The sequence below is a fragment of the Streptomyces sp. NPDC006335 genome, from assembly GCF_040612795.1.
Taxonomy (GTDB): Bacteria; Actinomycetota; Actinomycetes; order Streptomycetales; family Streptomycetaceae; genus Streptomyces.
This window is the reverse complement of sequence record NZ_JBEXQX010000003.1, coordinates 289,911-307,656: the sequence shown is the minus strand read 5'-3', so window position 1 is coordinate 307,656 and position 17,746 is coordinate 289,911. Positions and strand designations below refer to the sequence as shown.

Here is a 17,746-nt window from a genome sequence, read left to right as displayed (position 1 = left end):
GAGCGTAGTGGTCCCGCATGCCGGTCACGGTGTTCGCGGACCGGACAGCCGGGGCCGTCCGGCGGCCGTTCGGTTAGCGTCGAGGCATGAGCAGCGACACCCCGGAACTCCCCGACGCCCCCGCCCGCCCCTTCGCCGAGGCCCTCGCGGCCGGCCCGGTCGTGCTCGACGGCGGCATGTCCAACCAGTTGGAGTCCGCCGGACACGACCTGAGCGACGAGCTGTGGTCGGCACGGCTGCTCGCCGAGCGGCCCGAGGCGATCACCGAGGCGCATCTCGCGTACTACGAGGCGGGCGCGGACGTGGCGATCACGTCCAGCTACCAGGCCACGTTCGAGGGGTTCGCCAAGCGCGGGATCGAGCGCGAGCGGGCGGCCGAACTCCTCGCCCTGAGCGTCGGGTTGGCGCGGGAGGCGACACGGCAGGCGGGGGCGAAGGGGGTCCGGCGGCCGCTGTACGTGGCGGCCTCGGTCGGGCCGTACGGCGCGATGCTCGCGGACGGTTCGGAGTACCGGGGGCGGTACGGCCTGAGCGTGGCCGAGCTGGAGGCGTTCCACCGGCCCCGGCTCGAGGTGCTGGCGGCGGCCGGACCCGATGTCCTGGCGTTGGAGACGGTCCCGGACGCCGACGAGGCCGAGGCCCTGCTCCGGGCGGTCCGCGGTCTCGGTGTGCCGGCCTGGCTCTCCTACTCCGTCGCGGGCGGCCGCACCCGGGCCGGCCAGCCCCTGGAGGAGGCGTTCGCCCTGGCCGCCGACGTGGACGAGGTCGTCGCGGTGGGCGTCAACTGCTGTGTTCCCGAGGACGTGCCGGCCGCGATCGAGACCGCCGCGCGGGTCACCGGCAAGCCGGTCGTCGTCTATCCCAACAGCGGGGAGAGCTGGAACGCCGGCACGCGCGCGTGGGAGGGCGACTCGTCCTTCGCCCCGGAGCAGGTGCGCGGCTGGCAGGAGGGCGGGGCACGGCTGGTCGGGGGGTGCTGCCGGGTAGGGCCCGAGGCGATCGCCGGGATCGCGGGGGCGGTGCGTTAGCGGGCGGGCGGTGCGCCTTCTCGCCGGAGGGGTTCTGTCGCTCTGCGGCTTGAGCCTCGTCGTGGTTGCTCGCGCGGTTCCCCACGCCCCTGAAGGCCTTAACCTCGCCTCGTCGTCCTGCTAGCCTCCGCTCGGGAACCGGTTTCCATGGGTGTTGCCGCTGTTCCCGAGGGGGCGAGGCAGGTATGACCAGGAAGAGCGAGGACGCGAGCCGGAGCACGATCCGGGACGTGGCGGCGCGGGCCGGGGTGTCCGCGTCGACCGTGTCGCGGGTGCTCGGCGGGGTGTATCCGGTGAGCGCGGCGACACGCACGCGCGTGATGCGTGCCGTGCGCGAGATGGACTACGTGGCGGACGCGCGCGCGAAGGCGATCGCCGGGGTCGGCACCCCCACGCTCGCGTTCGTCCTCGAGGACATCACCGGGCCCTCGTTCGCGCTGATGGCGCACGGTGTGGAACGCGAGGCGACCCGGCTGGGCCATCTGTGTCTGGTGTGCAGCACGGAGGGGGACGTCGAGCACGAACTGGAGTTCGTGGAGATGATGCGGGCCCAGCGCGCCGCCGCCGTGATCCTGGTGGGCGGCGCCGCCGACACCGTCGAGTACCGCGAGCGCACCCGCCGCATGGCCGACTCGCTGGCCTCGGCCGGATCGCGGCTCGTGCTGTGCGGCAGGCCCCCGCTGGGCCCCGGGGCGCCGGTCACGGTCATCGAGTACGACAACGAGAGCGGCGCCTACGCGCTCGTCGCCCACGTCCTGTCCCAGGGCCACCGGCGGGTCCTGTTCCTCGGCGGCAGGGCGGACCACACCACCGCGCAGGGCCGTGAGCGCGGCTATCTCGCGGCGCACCGCGCGCGCGGCCTGGACCCCGATCCCGCGCTGGTCCTGAACGGCGACTTCACCCGCGACGCCGGTCACCGTCTGATGCGCCGGGCCCTGAAGGACGGCCTGGACTTCACGGCCGTGGTCGCCGCCACCGACATGGTCGCGGCGGGCGCCCTGACCGCCCTCCACGAGGCCGGACTCGACGTCCCCGGGGACGTCTCCCTGGCCGGCTACGACGACATCCCCTTCGCCCGCGACCTGCACCCGGCGCTCACCACCGTCCACGTCCCCTACGAGGAACTGGGCCGCCTCGCCGTACGCACCGCGCTCGGCCGTACCGCGGAGGATCCGGACGAGCACCTCCTGTTGGGCACCCATGTGGTGGTCAGGGACTCGGTCGGGGCGACCGGCGGCTGAGATTCGGCGGGCCCGCCGTCAGTGCCGCCTTGCGAGGCCGGAGCGCCGCAGCCGTCGTACGGCCGACCGCAGTTCCGCGGTCCGCCCGGGCCAGCCCTCCACCGGTTCCGACACGGGCGCCGTCTCCTCGGTGGTCGGGTCCGCCGTCCACACCGCGAAATCGCCGTCCCGAGGGCCGGACACGAGGTGGGGGTCGCCCTTGCCGAAGACCCGCACGGGGTGGGTGGTGTCCCAGGGCCGCCAGCCGGGGTCGCCGTCGGCGGCGAAGCGCACCCACGCCCCGTGCATGGCCTCGGCGAGCTCGGCCGGGGCGCCCTCGCCCGCGAGCTTGGCCGACTCGGGGGTGTTCCCGGTGTCGAAGACGAAGCCCAGCTCCAGGGCGTGGCACGCGCCGAGCTGCGGCAGGTTCGAGGGCCAGGCGAACTCGTAGACGTACGACGAGCCCGGGCGGGCCTCGGCTAGGCGGTGCAGGGGGATGCGGAGCAGGTGGTCGGTGACCATCTGGCCGACGATCTCGGCGGTGCCGGCGCCGGGGTGCAGGGCGCGGTAGCCGCGGACCACCTCGAAGCCGCAGTGGCAGCGAGCCATGGCGCCGGCGAGGGCGACCGGGCCGAGCCGGTCGACCCGCTCCAGGAGCCCTCCCGGGACGAGCCAGAGGCGGTACTCCTCGCTGGTCCAGCCCAGCATCAGGTCGACGTCCTTCGCGACGGCGGCACCCGGCTCGGTGAGGGCCTCCAGGGGGTCGCGCGGCACGAGGTCGCCGTCGACCACGATCCCGAAGGCGGGGCCGCCGAGGACCGGGCTGCTGAGCCGGCCCACCTCGGCCTGGGTGCGCAGCAGCAGGTCACGGTCGACGTCGGCGAAGGCCGCGGCGGTGGCGGGGACCTTCAGCCGGGTGGCCATGCGGCGCACCATCCGCCGTACCTTGTCGCGGTCGCTCGCCTCGGGCGGCCCGCTCTGGAGGACGGCCCGCCGGAAGAGCCCCTGGGCCCGGGGGGCGGCCAGCAGGGCGCCGGTACTGATCGCCCCGGCCGACTGCCCGGCCAGCGTCACCCGCCCCGGGTCGCCGCCGAAGGCCCCGATCGCCTCGTGGACCCACTGGAGCGCGGCGAGCTGGTCGCGCAGGCCGGGGTTGGCGGGGGCGTCCGGGAAGAGGCCGTAGCCCTCGACGCCGAGCCGGTAGTTCACCGAGACGAACACGACGCCGTCCCGGGCGAAGGCATGCCCGTCGTACACCGGCACCGCCGAGGATCCCCTGGTCAGGGCGCCGCCGTGCAGCCACACCAGGACCGGGAGCCGGGCCCCGGGGCCGGGCTCGGGCGTCCACACGTTGAGGTTGAGGCAGTCGTCGCCGGGCACGGACGGGTCGGAGAGGTACTGCGCGAAGGCGTCGGAGTACGGCGGTTTCGGTGCCGTCGGCCCGAAGTCGACCGTGTCGCGCACCCCGTCCCAGGGCTCGGGCGGCTCCGGTGGCCGGAAGCGGCGGGGGCCGAAGGGCGGGGCCGCGTAGGGGATGCCCCGGAACACCGCGACACGGTTCTCGTACCGGCCGCGCACCTCCCCGTACGGCGTACTGACCACGGGGTCCGCCTGGACTGCTGTCATCCACCAGCCTCCTCACCGCGCTGCTGCACCGTGAACAACAGAGCATCACATCTCGGCTCGGTATTCCGGTGCAGAGCGCGGTTCGGCGGCTACTTGGCGTACATCAGGGTGCCGAAGCCGAGCTGGTCGAAGCCTCCGCTGGTGGTGCCGTAGTCGCCGCCTCCTCCCTCGGGGGCGACGAGGTCGTAGTACATCTGCGAGATGTACTTGTCGTCGAGGCCCAGGCGCCGGTTGTAGTGGAAGTGGAGCATCGCCCAGACCGGGCGGACCTGGCCGCGGGAGGTGGCGGAGATGACGGTCTGGGAGGAGGCGGCGCAGTTCTGCCCGGTGCCCCAGTTGTAGGTGGTGAAGGGCACGTCCTGGCCGAGGTTGTACTTCGCGACGTACTGGGCGGCCTTCATGAAGCGGCGGCCGTCGTAGGAGTAGAGGTCGTCGCCCTGGTTCCAGGCCATCTCGCAGACGGCGCCCATCTGGCCCATGCTCATCACGGTGTGGCCCTGGTCGCGCCCCGCCTCCTGCCACTGGCCCAGCGCGTAGCCGGCCGAGTCGGTGTAGAGGTAGGGCACCGCGTGGGCGAGGGAGCCGTTGCCGGCGCCGGACTTGAAGTAGGTGACGGCCTGGTCGTACTTGGCGCCGTCCTCGTTGAGGATGCCGATGGCGAGGATCGAGGCCGTGTTGCACAGGTCCCAGTTGGCCCAGTAGTTGGTGATGCAGGCGTCGTTGTGGTTGGTCAGGAAGCTGTTGTTGAGCGGGTAGAAGACCTTGGTCAGCATCTCCTGGGCGGCGGCGAGGTCGAAGCCGCTGTAGCCGCGCATGAGTTCGCAGGCGTTGGCGAACTGCCAGCCGTAGATGCCGGCCGCGAGGAACCGGTCCGCGTTGCCGGTGACCGAAGTCAGCGTCCTCGACCAGGCGTTGAGGATCTTCGCGGCGCACGCGGCGTTGGCCTCGGTGCCGCCGACCTGCCAACGCAGGGCGTTCTGGTAGGCGGCGGCGATGTCGTTGAAGAGCAGGGAGTAGTTCTCGCCGGTGCCGCCGCGGATGATCGTGGCGGTGGCCCGGTTGGTCCAGGTGGACTGGGAGTGGGAGTTGGCGACCAGTTTCTTCCAGCCGGAGAGCCAGGGGTCGGTGCCCGCGGCGACCCTGAGCTTGGCCCGGTTGATGTCGCCGGCGTTGTGCAGCATGCCCGGGTGGGTCCAGGTCGCCGGCGCCGCGTCCGCCGTGGTGGCGGCGAACGCGCCGCTTCCCAGGGCGAGCGCGGCGCCGAGCCCGCCCGCGGTCCGCAGGAGACCGCGGCGGCTCAACTCGGCTCTGTGCAGGTGCTCGTGGGGGGATGTGCGGCTCATGCTGTGCATCTCCATTCCGTGGGGGGAATCAGATGGGGATCACATCGGGGTGATGCTCACCTCGTCGAACTCGGAGGTGACGAGGGCCAGCGGGCTGCGGGAGCAGGCCACCGGGCCGACGTGGAAGGGGGCGTCGCCGAAGCCGGGGATCTCACCGGAGGCGAGGTCGGTCCAGGTGGCGCCGTCATCGGACGACACGGATGCGGTGAAGACGGTCCCGGTGCGCTTCAGCCGCAGCAGTGCGGGGAGTTGGACGGTCGCGTTGCCGGTGAAGGCGGAGGCGCCGGCGACGGTCCTGCGCAGCATGAGCTGCGCGGTGGTGCCGCCGGTGACGATGACTCCGGCCGCCTGGTCGAACGGTGACAGCGACTTGGCCATCAGCAGCCCGACGCGGTCGGCGCCGGCTCCGGTGCGGGAGACCAGCCGGGCGGTGACCTGGCAGTCGCCGGTGACGGGCCGCCTGGCGAACTGCCCTGTCATGCCCTGGTTGTTGACGTTCAGGTCGACGCCCGCGCCCCGCACCACGAAGGTCCCGTCCTGGTGGGCGGTGCTGCCGGGGGTGAGGACCGCGGCGACGCCGAGTGTCCCGAAGGCGCGGTCGTCGAGGACCACGTCGCCGAGGTCGCCGTACGTCCAGGGGGACGGTGGGGGTGTGCCGACGGTGAGGGTGAGGGGCGCGGTGCCGTCGCCCGCCGCGTTCCCGGCGGTGGTGGTGACGGTGAACTCGCCGGTCTCGCGGGGCGTTCCGTGGATCAGTCCGGTGCGCCTGTCGACGCGGAGGCCGTCGGGGAGGCCGGTGGCGGTGAACCGGACGGGGTCGTGGGAGGCCCGCAGGACGTGCCGGAAGGCGACCCCCTTGTTCGCGAACGCCGTGTCGGCGGAGGTGAGTTCGGGGACGGAGGGGGTCGGCATCGACGCGGAGGCGGGTTCCGACAGGGGGCCGCGCCCGGCCGCGTTCGTCTTCGCGACGGCGTAGTGGTACGTCGTCCCGGGGGTGCCGGTGGCGTCCGCGTACCGGATGCGGGTGCCGGACCCGACCGGGCCCAGGCCGGTCGCGAGGGTGCGGTAGGGGCCGTCGGGGTCCGTCGCCCGTAGGACCTTGTAGCGGGCGGAGAGATCAGGGTCGGTCCAGGCCAGCTCGACGGCGTCGGGGCCGGTCGTCGCCCGCAGGTCCCCCGCGGCGCGGGCCGGTTCGGGCACGGACCAGATCTCGCCCGCGGTCGCGGAGGTCACGGTGACGTTGTCGAAGGCGCCGGTGCCGGTCTCGGCGTAGTCCGCGTCGACTCCGAGGCAGGACGTGAGGAGGAGGCCCGCGTGGACCGTCCGCCCCAACGCGACCTCGGTGGAGCCGACTTCGGCCCAGCGGACGCCGTCCGGGGAGATCGCGCCGGTGCAGCGGCGGCCCTTGCGGGTCACGCGCACCCAGTAGGGCATGCGCAGCCGGTAGCCGTCCCCCGCTCCCTCGACATAGGGGGCTTCGAGCGGGGTCGCCGACTCGGGCAGGGCGCCCAGGCCGGAGATCGGGAAGCCCGCGCCGGTGGTGATCGCCGTCCGCTGCGAGGGCGGCACCGGTGTGCTGCCGGTCGCGGAGACGTTGGCCCCCTTCGACGGCCGTACCGTCCACACCCCGCTCCAGGTGTGCAGCGGGAGCCCCTGGATGACCATGGCGGCGTGGGCCGCGTCCGCGTCGAGGGAGTCCCGGAGGCTGACGCCGATCTTGGAGTACTGCGAGCTCAGCGGCCACACGATCCGCGCGGTGATCGTGCCGTCGCCGCGCAGGGGCAGCTGGACCAGCCGGTGGGCGTCGGCGGTGCCGCTCGCCTCCAGCACGAACCGCTCACCGTCGAAGACCGCCGAGCCGGGGATCCGCACGTCCCCGACGTCCTGGGTCGACCAGGGTTCCGGGAGGCCGGCGGTGGCCGAGGCGGAGGCCGAATCACCGCTGCTGCCCAGGGAGTTGGCGGCGACGACGGTGTAGTGGTACGTCCCTCCCGCGCGCACCCGGTCGTCGGTGTACGTCGGCCGGTCGACGCCGGTGGCGATCTGCTCGTACGGCCCCTGGGGGCGCGTGGCGCGCAGGACGGTGTAGCTGGTGGCCCACGTCGAGGGCAGCCAGCTCACCGTGATCCCGGCCCGCTCCCCCACCGCCGTGACCCCCGCCGGCGCGGTCGGCGCGGTGGGGGCGGGTGCCGTGGCCCCCGCGTAGGCGAAGGTCCCCCAGCTCGGCAGGTCGTCGTTGCTGCCCTCGACGACCCGGGCGCCGCCGGTGCCGCGGAAGACGGCCGCCTCGGTGTACGGGGTGTCGAGGCCGCGGACGCCGGCGTAGTGGGCGTAGGCCATCTCGTAGATCGGGGGCAGGGTGCCGCGGCCGGTGGCGGAGACGGTCTGCTTGAGGTACTTGCCGGTGCGGTCGAGGTCGGGGGTGAAGGGGACGTCGTTGCCGAGGTTGTAGCGGGCCGCGTACTCGAAGTTGGCGAGGACGCGGTTGTCGTCGTACGCCCACAGGTCGACGCCCTGGTTCCAGGCGACCTGGGCGATGTCACCGGTGAGACCGACCGCGAGCTGTTCGTGGCCCTGGTCGCGGCCGGACTCCTGGCCCTGGCCGGCGTCGGTGACGATCCGGTGGGCGAGGGAGCCGTTGCCCGCGCCCGCCGCGGCGAAGCGGAGCGCGTCCTCGAAGAGGGTGGGTTCCTCGCAGAACACTCCGATGGCCAGGATGGTCTGAAGAGCCGTCAGGTCCCAGTTGCCGTTGGCGTAGAGCATGTACCCGGAGACGGCCGGATACCAGACGTCCAGGAAGGACCGCTCGCAGCGGGCGATGTCCGCGTCGGCCCAGCCGTCGTAGCCGGTGTGGCGCAGCAGTTCGGCCGCGTTGACGAACTTGAAGGCCTGGAGTCCGGCGCCGAGCGGGCCGTCCGCTCCCGTGATCATGGTGAGGGACGCCGACCAGGCGTTGAGGAGGTCACGGGCCTTGTCGGCGTTGGCGCGGTTGCCCGTGACGGCCCACATGAGGGCGTTCTGGTAGGCGGCGGCCGAGTCGGCGACCGCCTGGTTCTGGAAGTTGGTGGGGCCACGGCCCCAGGAGGTGATCTGCCCGGTGTTCTGGATGGTGTACGTCGACTTGGAGCGCGCGTGGGCCGCGAACGCCAGGTAGCCGTCGTATATCGGGGACTGCTTGGCGGCGACGGCGGCCTTCATGCGGGCGAGGTCGTCGGCGGTGTGCAGGAGGCCGGGGTGCGCGAAGGCACGGCTGCCGGACTTCCGGTCGGCGGCCCGGGCGGTGCCGGGGGCGAGCAGTCCGCTCGCCCCCGCCACCAGCAGCAGGGCCGCCGTGCCGCCGAGGAAGCCGCGGCGGGACGGGGTGATGGGTCCCAGGGGCCTGGTGCTCATGACGCGGCGGCCGCCTCGGCCTCGGCGGTGGTGATGAACCTGAGGTTCGTGACGTGTTCGTTGGCGAACCACTGGACCGTGTCGGTGGTGTAGTACCAGCTCGGCTTCTTCATCGAGTCGGCCACGACGAGTCCGTTGATCACCAGGTTCTCGAAGGTGACGTCCTCGATGGCGTGCTTGGCGTCGTAGCCGAGGAAGAGCGACGGCTTCGCGTTGGTGCCCGTGTAGCTGAGGTTCTTGACGTAGACGTTCTGGATGCCGCGGCCGACCGAGGTGTTGTACTTCGTGTTGTACATGACCTTCATGTAGATGACCTGGCCCCAGCGGAAGTCCTCGATCCGTACGTCCTCGATGCGGACGTTCTTGATCAGGTTGGAGTCGCCGGGGTTGAGGGCGATGCAGCCCTGGTAGTTCATCTGCGGTTCACGGTGGTCGAGGATGTCGAGGTTCTTGAAGCGGAGGTTCTTCAGGACCTCGGGGTTGTCGGTGTTGCCGTGCGTGCCCACGTTGATGGGGTGGGCGACGTCCGCCCAGAGGGTGGAGTTGCGCACGGTGACGTCGGTGGTGTCGCCGTAGTACTCCCAGCGGTGGGTGTAGATGGCGATGCAGTCGTCGGAGTTGCGCATGAAGACGCCGTCGATGACGACGTTGCTGGAGCAGAAGACGTCGATGCCGTCGCCCCAGCCCTTGTTGCTGAAGGAGCCGAGCCCCTTGATGGTGACACCGGTGGCCTCGCCCAACTGGACCGCGTAGCCGTTGGGGTTGAGCACGGTGACGGCGCCGATGGAGATGTTGCGCGAACTCTCCACCAGGGCCCCGCCGCCCGCGGTCCCGGCCAGCACGCCCCGCCCTGCGATCCCCGCGTGCTCCACGTTCCGGAAGATCACGGTGGCCTTGAGGACGGCGCCGCCGTCGAGGTACACGGTCTTGCCGGAGGGGACGAGCAGGGTGCCGTCGGCGGTGGTGTGGACGCCGGGGCCGTAGTAGAGGACGTCCGGGTCGTCCTGCGCGGGCTTGTTCTTCTCGACGGCGCGGGCGAACAGGTGGAGGCAGTCGAAGATGTCGTCGTTGATCTGGACGACGAGGTTGCGCGGCTGGTCGAGCGTGAAGCGCAGGGTGTCACCGAGCACCTCGGGCTTGATGCCGTAGGAGTCCGGTCTCACCCGGACCTTGGTGGTGCCGCCCTTGAGGTAGGTGACCTCGACCTCGACGGAGCCCTGGAAGTCGAAGTACGCCAGCGAGGAGTTGTAGGTCTTGCTGGAGCCGGTGGTGGGGTTGATCTCGCCGAGCTGCGGCCGCCAGATGTCGAGGGTCTGCCACTCGCCGTCGGGGGCGGTGCGCACCCGCACCTTGAAGCTGGTGTTGGTGGGCATCGCGGACGGGCGGGGATAGGTGACCAGCTTCGGCGTGACGCCGGCGGTGTCGTCGGCCCGGGCCGCCGTGGCCGTCAGGTCGGTCAGACCCGCGGCGAGCACGGTGGCACCGGCCGCCTGGAGGGCCGTACGGCGGGACAACGGCGTGTTCATTCGGAACTCCTTGCGAACAGGGGTACGGGGCGGGCTACTTGAGGCCGGTCGTCGACATTCCGGCGACGAAACCGCGCTGGGCGACGAGGAAGATCAGCAGGATCGGGACGACGTACATCACCGAGGCCGCGGCCTGGAGGTTGGTGACCGGGGTGCCGGCCGAGGTGACGTAGGTGGACATGACCGCGACCGCGAGGGTGGTGCGGTCCGTGGAGAGCAGCAGCTGCGGGGCGATGTAGTCGCCCCACGTCCAGGTGAACGCGATCACGAAGCTCGCGGAGAGGACCGGCCAGGACTGCGGGAGGAAGATCCGCCAGAAGATCGCCGCGTAGCCGCAGCCGTCGACGATCGCGGCCTCCTCCAGCTCCCGGGGCAGGCCCGCGAAGAACTGCCGGAAGAGGAAGACCAGATAGGGGGCGGACGACAGGCCCCACAGCACCCACGGCCAGTACGTGTCGACCATGCCGAGCTTGGCGAAGATCAGGTAGGTCGGAAGCAGGGTGATCATCTGGGGCAGCATCATCGAGCCCAGCAGGATGCCGAACAGGGTCTTCTTGCCGGGGGCTTCGAGGCGGGCGAAGCCGAAGCCGACCCATGCGGAGCTCAGGGTGACGAGCGTGGCGTAGATCAGCGCGATGACCAGGGAGTTGCGGGCGTAGCCGAGGAAGTCGATGAGGTTGAAGGCGTCGGCGATGTTGTGCCACTGCACGTGTGCCGGCAGCCAGTGCACGGGCGAGGCCGCGAGCTCCGCCGGGGTCTTGAGGCCGGAGATGACCAGCCAGCCGAAGGGGCCCAGGAACAGGCCGGTGATCGCTACGAGCACCGTGTACAGGACGAGACGGTTGACGCGCACGCGCACGCGGGGGGCGGGCTTGAGGCCGGCGCCCGTGGGGGCCGGGGCGGTGGGGCTGGTGGCGGTCACTTCTTCGCCTCCGGGTCGACGTTGTAGAACACCACGCCCGACGTGGCCTTGAAGATCACTCCGGTCGCGACGAGGATCAGGACGAAGAGCACCCACAGCAGCGCGGAGGCGTAGCCGTAGCGGCCGAACGCGAAGTACTCCGCGAACACGTGCATCATGTAGAGGTAGGTGGACTGCGGGAGCGCGGTGATGCCGGCCGGGGTCGGGTCGGGGGCCAGCAGCAGCGGCATGATGGTCTGCACCGAGGCGATCACCCCGGTCACGGTCTGGAAGAGCAGCACCGGTGACAGCAGCGGCACCGTGACGCTGCGGAAGCTCCGCCAGGCGCTCGCACCGTCGATCCGGGCCGCTTCGAGGAGCTCGCGGGGGATGTCCTGGAGCCCCGCCAGCGAGATGATCATGATGTTCCCGGCGGTCCAGAGCACCGTCATGATCAGTACGTAACGGGCGTAGGGATCGGCGAGCCAGCCGAGGGCGTCGATGCCGAAGAAGTTCAACACCCCGTTGGCGGCACCGGAGTTCTGGTCGAAGAGCTGCTTGAAGGCGATGCCCGCGCCCACCGGCGGCACCACCGCCGGCAGATAGAGCAGCGTGCGGAACAGCCCGCGCGCCTTGAGCGGCCGGTTCACCAGTACGGCGAGCCCGAGCCCGGCGGCGATCGACAGCGGTACCGAGGCGATCGCGAACAGGCCGGTGCGGCCCAGCGACTGCCAGGTCTGCGCGTCGGAGAACAGCTCGCGGTAATTGCCCAGACCGACGTAGTGCCAGTGGGGCGAGATGCCGTCGAAGGTGGTGAAGCTCAGCCACAGCGCGTACGCCATCGGCGCGATGGTCAGCACCGCGAAGCCGATGATCCAGGGCGAGACGAACATGTAGAACGCCCGGTGCCTGCGGGTGGCGATGGAGGTGCGCGGCCGGGAAGGGGCCGAACCCTCCGCCGGGGCCGAGCGGCGCCGTTCGGCGACCGTGGACATCTGATCGACCGTCATCCGACCTGCTCCTTACCGCGCTTGAGCTGAGCGTTCATGGCCGAGTTCAGCCGCCCCGCGAGGGTGTCGACGGACATGCCGCCGGTCATGGCGGCGGGGGCTATCTGGTTGAAGAGGGCAAGGAGCGAGTCCGCGGTGGCGTACGGCGTGAAGGCGATCACCGAGTAGTGCTTCAGCTCGGCCTCCTGCACCTTGAGCACCCGCTTCTGGTAGTCCTCCTGAGCGGGCATCAGCGGTCGCAGTGACTTCAGGGTCGGGATGCCCCAGCCGCCCGAGGCGCGCGCCTTGGCCGGGGCCTCGCCGAAGAACCACTCGAAGACCCGCCAGGCGGCGTCCTTGTGGTGTGCCTTGCTCGGGATCCAGAAGCCGGTGCCGGCCTGGCAGGGGCTGACCCGCCGGCCGCCCTCGAAGTACGGGGCGGGGGCGAGCCGGGACAGCGGGGCGAGCTTCTTGTCCGCGTTGATCAGACCGCCGAGCCAGTAGCCCGAGTTCGACATGGCGAGCCGGTTCGCCTGGAAGGTGGGCCCGTCCCAGGTGTTGGGGTCGGGCTGGACGATGCTGGGCCCGACCTTGGTCCGGCAGTAGTCGATGTACCAGCCGAGCGCCTTACGGGCCTCGGGGGTGGTGAAGTCGACCCGGGAGTAGTCGTCGGTGAAGAGGTTTCCTCCGGCGGCCACGGTGAGGCTCGCCAGCAGGTTGGGGGTGAGCACGCCGTTGTAGCTGCCGCCGAACACGGTCGTCTGGCCGTTGCGGCGGCGGGTGAGGCGCTTGGCCGTGTCCAGCCACTCCTCGTAGGTGACCGGGGCGAGCTCCGGCGGGTAGTCGACGTCCGCCTCGTCGAACAGGGCGGTGTTGTACCAGAACATCGAGTCCTGGGAGAAGTCCTTCGCCATGCCGTAGCGGGGGCCCTTGCCCTGGACACGGCCGTCGTAGCGCCACAGGTCGTTGACCGGGTCCAGGTCGTCCACCCGCAGGACGCTGCTCCTGGCGAAGTACGGGTCCAGGTCCTCCATCACGCCCCGGGCCGCGTAGTACGGGGCGTCCACGGCGCCGACACCGCGCACCAGGTCCGGCGGGTTGCCGTTGGTCATCATCGCGATCAGCTTGCTGGTGCTGTACAGCACCGTGTTGATCCTGACGCCGATGTCCTTCTGGGCCTGCTTGATCAGCTCCGGTGAGATGTCGTCGGCCTTGGCCATCACCGTGACGGTCTCGCCGGAGCCGCCGACCGCGCTCGACACCTGCATCGCGCAGCCGCTCAGCGACGCCGCTCCCGCCACGGCACCGCCTGCGGAAAGGGAGAGAAAACGGCGGCGGCTCAACGCGGCACCGGCGTGTGGGCGCACGACGCACCACCTCCTGCTCTGTCCGTTCATGGGAACGCGAGAACCGGTAGACAACCGGTTGCTGCGTTGGGGCAGAGCTTCTGCCCTGTCCGGAAACGGCGTCAAGAGGCCTGACGAACTTTCGAAAAGTCTGTGTAACCTCGCCGACACGGCCCTGCGGAGAAACCGGTTGTCATCCAGGCCGCTTCAGCGATTGACCACGCCTCGACGCCAGACCTACGGTAGATCTGCTGTAGAAGACGTTTTCAGAAACAGTTTCCACTCAGTGTGTCAGGAGTGACATGCCCAGCCCTCAGCCACCCAGGGCCGTGTTCGCGATGGATCCCGTACACCTCCCCCTGCTCTTCCCCCCGCCCCTGATGACCCGGCTGAGCGAGGCCGCCGACCTCGACCCCGCACTCGTCGTCCAGGACTTCACCGACCCCCGCGCGGCCGACGCCCTGGCCCGGGCCGACGTCCTCATCACCGGCTGGGGCTGCCCCCACCTGGACAGCGGCGTCCTTGCCGCGGCACCCCGCCTGCGCACCGTCCTGCACGCCGCCGGCTCGGTCCGCTCACTCGTCGGCGACGCCGTGTGGCGACGCGGCATCGCCGTCTCCAGCGCGGTCACCGGCAACGCCCTGCCGGTCGCGGAGTACACCCTCGCGATGATCCTGCTGTGCGGGAAGGACACGTTCGACCACCGGGAGCGGTTCCGGATCACGCATGCGTACCCTTCCCCCGCCGAAACCGCGGCCACCGGGAACGTGGGACGGCGGGTGGGCGTCATCGGGGCGTCCCGGGTCGGGCGACGGTTGCTGGAGCTGCTGCGGCCGTTCGACTTCACGGTGCTGCTGCACGACCCCTACGTCAGCCCCGCGGAGGCCGCCTCGCTCGGAGCCGAACTCGTCTCGCTGGAGGACCTGTTGCGGCGCAGCGACATCGTCTCGCTGCACGCGCCCGACATCCCGGAGACGTACCGGATGCTGGACGGGGCCCGGCTCGGGTTGATCCGGGACGGGGGCGTGCTCATCAACACGTCCCGCGGGGCGCTCGTCGACCCGGACGCCCTGACCGACGAACTGGTCTCGGGGCGGCTGCGGGCGGTGCTCGACGTCACGGAACCCGAACCGCTGCCCGCGGAGTCACCGCTGTACCGGCTGCCCAACGTGTTCCTCACACCGCACATCGCGGGGTCCCTGGGGAACGAGCTGGAACGGCTGGGACGGATCGTGGTGGAGGAACTGGAGCGGGTGGGGGCGGGGGTGGGGTTGGTGCACGAGGTGCGGTACGCGGACATGGGGCGGGTGGCTTGAGGGGACGGGTCGCCGCAGTCGCCGCGGCCGGATCACCTGCACCCAGGTCACTGCACTTACCCGCACCGCATTGGTTCGGTCGCCTCCGGGGGCGCGTCGGTGTCCTGGGTGCAGTGCACCTTGGTGGGCACTCACCGCAAGCCGCCCCCCTGCCGTCGGAATCGTGCCGTAGTAACAATGGGATACGGTTTCCGGACCCGCACGGGGCGGAGCCCCCGGCCACGACCGTGAAGGAGCCGCAAGGGTGAGTCAGCGCAAGGCGTCCGGGGACGTCGGACGGGCCACCATCCGGGACGTGGCCGAGCGGGCCGGGGTGTCCGTGGCCAGTGTTTCCCGGGTGCTGTCCGGGAACTACCCGGTCTCCGAGGAGCTGCGCCGCAGGGTGATGAAGGTCGTTCGGGACCTGGACTACGTCACCAACGCGCACGCCCGGTCGCTCGCCGGCGGCGGCACACCCACCGTCGCCATCCTCATCAACAACATCACCGGTGCCGCGTTCGCCCACGTGGCCAAGGGAGTTGAGGGCGCCGCCACACTGCGGGGATGGTTGTCGCTGGTGGGGACCACCGGGGACGACCCCGAGCGCGAGCTCGCCCTCGTCAACCTCATGCGCCAGCAGGGGGTCGCGGCCGTGGTGCTGCTCGGCGGCGCCTACGACTACGACGAGTACCAGTTGCGCATGGCCCGGTTCGCGCGGTCCCTGGACGCCGCCGGGTCGCACCTGGTGCTGGTGGGACGGCCACCGCTGGAAGGCGACGTGCCGGCCACGACCGTCGACTACGACAACGAGGGCGGCGCCTACGCCATGGCCAGCCATCTGCTCTCGGCCGGCCACCGGAGGGTGCTCGTGCTGCCGGGGCACTCCGAACTCACCACGGCCCAGGGACGATTGAGAGGCGCTCGGCGCGCATTCGAGGCGTACGGCGTGCCGTTCGAAGCAGGCATGGTGCGCCACGGGGCCTACGACTACGAGCACGGGTACGACGCCGTCGAGGAAAGTCTGCGGGACGGGCTCGAGTTCACCGCCGTGCTCGCCGGGACCGATGTCGTCGCCGCCGGGGCCATGCAGGCCCTGCGTGCGGCCGGGCTGCGGGTGCCCGAGGACGTGTCGATCGTCGGGTACGACGACATCCCGCTCGCCTCCCAGCTCACCCCGCAGCTCACCACCGTCCATGTGCCCTACGAGGAGATGGGACGGGTCGCCCTGCGTGCGGTCGCCGACCGGCGTGAGGGCGGCTCAGCGCGGCGCCGGGGGGCCGACGGGGACCATCTGGTGCTGGGCACCCATGTCGTCGTACGGAACTCGGTGCGGCCGCCCGCACAACCTCGCTAGCAACAGAGGATGAGATCGTTTCGTAAACGGTTTCTGTTGTGGGTCGGGCCGTGGTCCGGTTGCGGTGCCGGACAGCTCTCTTGCGCTGCGGTACGCCTCTGAACTGGTCTTATGTCCGGGCCGACATCGGTGTGCGGGTGGGCGCCGGGCTTGTCCGACAGGTGGACCGGAGCAACAATTTGCCGCCTGCCTCTTGCTAACCACCGGGCCGTCGGCCTACCGTCCCAGCAACCGGTTACTACAGCTTCCGCCGGTTACTACAGCTTCCGCTGGGCCGACCCCCCGCAACCGCGAGCCGTGAACTTCCGGCCGCCGTTTCCGGCCGACACCGAGCCGCCGATCCCCTCTCTCCTCTCCGAGACGCCCTACTTTCCGAAGGAACACGGTCAGATGAACTTCAGCAGCCCCCGGAGAAGGTTCGCCCGCGCCGCCGTTGCGGGACTCGCGTTGTCAGGTCTGCTCACCGCGTGCGGCGGGTCGGACGATTCCGGCGACTCGCAGTCGTCCGGGCCGGTCACCCTTCCCTTCTGGGGCTGGGCCAACGGCCAGGACGCGGTCGTCAAGGCGTTCAACGCCTCGCACAAGGACATCAAGCTGAAGTACACGAAGGTCACCGACCAGCTCACCATGCAGAAGCAGCTCACCAACGCGGTGAAGGCGGGCAACGAGCCCTGTCTGGTGCAGAACACCGCCGAGTACGTCACCAGTTGGGTCGCACAGGGCGCGCTCGCCGACATCACGAAGTACGTCGAGGGCGAGAAGGCGAAGTTCAACACCGGTTCGTGGGCGAGCGCGCAGGTGCAGGGCAAGATGTACGGCGTGCCGACCAGCTCGGCGCCGAACTTCACCATCTACCGCACCGACCTCTTCGAGAAGTACGGCATCAAGGCGCCCACGACCTGGGACGAGTTCATCGCCGCGGGCAAGGTGCTGAAGAAGCACGGCGTCAAGATCACCAACTACGCCGGTGAGGACCCCAGCACGTTGGAGGTGCTCGCCATGCAGGCCGGGGCGCACTGGTACTCCATCGACGGCAACTCCTGGAAGGTGGACTTCCAGGACGCGGGCACGCTGAAGGCCGCCAAGGTGATCCAGGAGATCATCGACAACGACCTCAACAGCAAGCTGTCGTTCGCCGACTACGCGGCCGTGCAGCGCAACTACGACAACGGCGGCACCGCCACCCGGCAGATCTCCACCTGGCAGATGGCCGGCATGGTGCAGAACTTCACCAAGTCCTTCGGGAAGTGGGGGCTCTCGCCCTGGCCGACGTTCACCGGTGAGGCCGCCAAGACGCCGGCCGGCACCAACCTGACGGGCAGCGTGACGCTGGTGACCAAGGGGTGCGAGAACCAGGAGCAGGCCGCCGAGGCCGCGCTGTGGATGTCCACGAACACCGGCGCCGTGAAGACGATGGCGAGCCCGGAGACCGGCAACGGCGTGATGCCGGCGCTGGCCGACAGCGACGCGTACGTGCCCGAGGCGGTCTCCCAGAAGCTGCTGGGCTCCCACTACCAGGCGGGGCAGCAGATCGTGAAGGACAGCCTGAAGACCGTCACGACCGACTGGACCTTCGGACCCGACTGGACCGCGATGTTCACCGAGATGCAGGCCGGCTGGGCGAAGGTGGTCAGCAAGGAGCAGACGGTGACCGAGCTGCTGGCGCACATGCAGGAATGGACGGTCAAGGACCTGAAGTCCCGCGGCATCAGCGTCAAGGGCTAGAGG

12 protein-coding genes are annotated in these 17,746 nt (G+C 70.7%); 5 read left to right on the top strand and 7 right to left on the bottom strand.

The window, feature by feature from the left end; all coding sequences use genetic code 11:
* Positions 1-86: 86 nt before the first annotated feature.
* Both mmuM and ABZ098_RS12120 read left to right on the top strand, forming a co-directional pair.
* A complete protein-coding gene (gene mmuM / locus ABZ098_RS12125) occupies positions 87-1,028 on the top strand; it encodes a homocysteine S-methyltransferase (protein ID WP_356589872.1) in 942 nt (313 codons plus the stop codon).
* A 185-nt stretch (positions 1,029-1,213) separates the two neighbouring features.
* A complete protein-coding gene (locus tag ABZ098_RS12120) occupies positions 1,214-2,269 on the top strand; it encodes a LacI family DNA-binding transcriptional regulator (RefSeq protein WP_356589870.1) in 1,056 nt (351 codons plus the stop codon).
* Positions 2,270-2,287: 18 nt separating this feature from the next.
* Here ABZ098_RS12120 and ABZ098_RS12115 read toward each other — a convergent pair whose 3' ends face one another.
* The 7 genes from ABZ098_RS12115 to ABZ098_RS12085 form a co-directional block, all read right to left on the bottom strand.
* Positions 2,288-3,874 carry a carboxylesterase family protein gene (locus tag ABZ098_RS12115; protein ID WP_356589868.1) on the bottom strand — a complete coding sequence of 529 codons (1,587 nt, stop codon included), beginning with the start codon at positions 3,872-3,874 and terminating at the stop codon, positions 2,288-2,290.
* An 89-nt stretch (positions 3,875-3,963) separates the two neighbouring features.
* Positions 3,964-5,217: an alginate lyase family protein gene (locus ABZ098_RS12110; RefSeq protein ID WP_356589866.1), complete on the bottom strand. Its 1,254-nt coding sequence runs from the start codon at positions 5,215-5,217 to the stop codon at positions 3,964-3,966.
* Positions 5,218-5,256: 39 nt separating this feature from the next.
* Positions 5,257-8,607 carry an alginate lyase family protein gene (locus ABZ098_RS12105; RefSeq protein ID WP_356589864.1) on the bottom strand — a complete coding sequence of 1,117 codons (3,351 nt, stop codon included), beginning with the start codon at positions 8,605-8,607 and terminating at the stop codon, positions 5,257-5,259.
* A complete protein-coding gene (locus ABZ098_RS12100) occupies positions 8,604-10,133 on the bottom strand; it encodes a glycosyl hydrolase family 28 protein (protein WP_356589862.1) in 1,530 nt (509 codons plus the stop codon). The genes ABZ098_RS12105 and ABZ098_RS12100 overlap by 4 nt, the downstream gene beginning before the upstream one ends.
* Before the next feature lie 34 nt (positions 10,134-10,167).
* Positions 10,168-10,992, bottom strand: coding sequence for a carbohydrate ABC transporter permease (locus ABZ098_RS12095; RefSeq protein WP_356590506.1), 825 nt, complete (start codon positions 10,990-10,992; stop codon positions 10,168-10,170).
* A gap of 59 nt (positions 10,993-11,051) precedes the next feature.
* Positions 11,052-12,044, bottom strand: a complete 993-nt coding sequence (locus tag ABZ098_RS12090) for a sugar ABC transporter permease (protein ID WP_356589860.1) — start codon at positions 12,042-12,044, stop codon at positions 11,052-11,054.
* Positions 12,041-13,390, bottom strand: coding sequence for an extracellular solute-binding protein (locus ABZ098_RS12085; RefSeq protein WP_356589858.1), 1,350 nt, complete (start codon positions 13,388-13,390; stop codon positions 12,041-12,043). The genes ABZ098_RS12090 and ABZ098_RS12085 overlap by 4 nt, the downstream gene beginning before the upstream one ends.
* Before the next feature lie 281 nt (positions 13,391-13,671).
* Between ABZ098_RS12085 and ABZ098_RS12080 the strand changes: the two genes are divergently transcribed.
* From ABZ098_RS12080 to ABZ098_RS12070, 3 genes are all read left to right on the top strand, one after another.
* The gene (locus tag ABZ098_RS12080; RefSeq protein ID WP_356589856.1) at positions 13,672-14,685 is read left to right on the top strand and encodes a hydroxyacid dehydrogenase; all 1,014 of its coding nucleotides are present in this window, start codon (positions 13,672-13,674) and stop codon (positions 14,683-14,685) included.
* A gap of 244 nt (positions 14,686-14,929) precedes the next feature.
* On the top strand, positions 14,930-16,018 hold the full coding sequence (locus ABZ098_RS12075; protein ID WP_356589854.1) for a LacI family DNA-binding transcriptional regulator: 1,089 nt from the start codon (positions 14,930-14,932) through the stop codon (positions 16,016-16,018).
* 390 nt (positions 16,019-16,408) lie between these two features.
* A complete protein-coding gene (locus ABZ098_RS12070) occupies positions 16,409-17,743 on the top strand; it encodes an extracellular solute-binding protein (protein ID WP_356589852.1) in 1,335 nt (444 codons plus the stop codon).
* Positions 17,744-17,746: the final 3 nt, after the last annotated feature.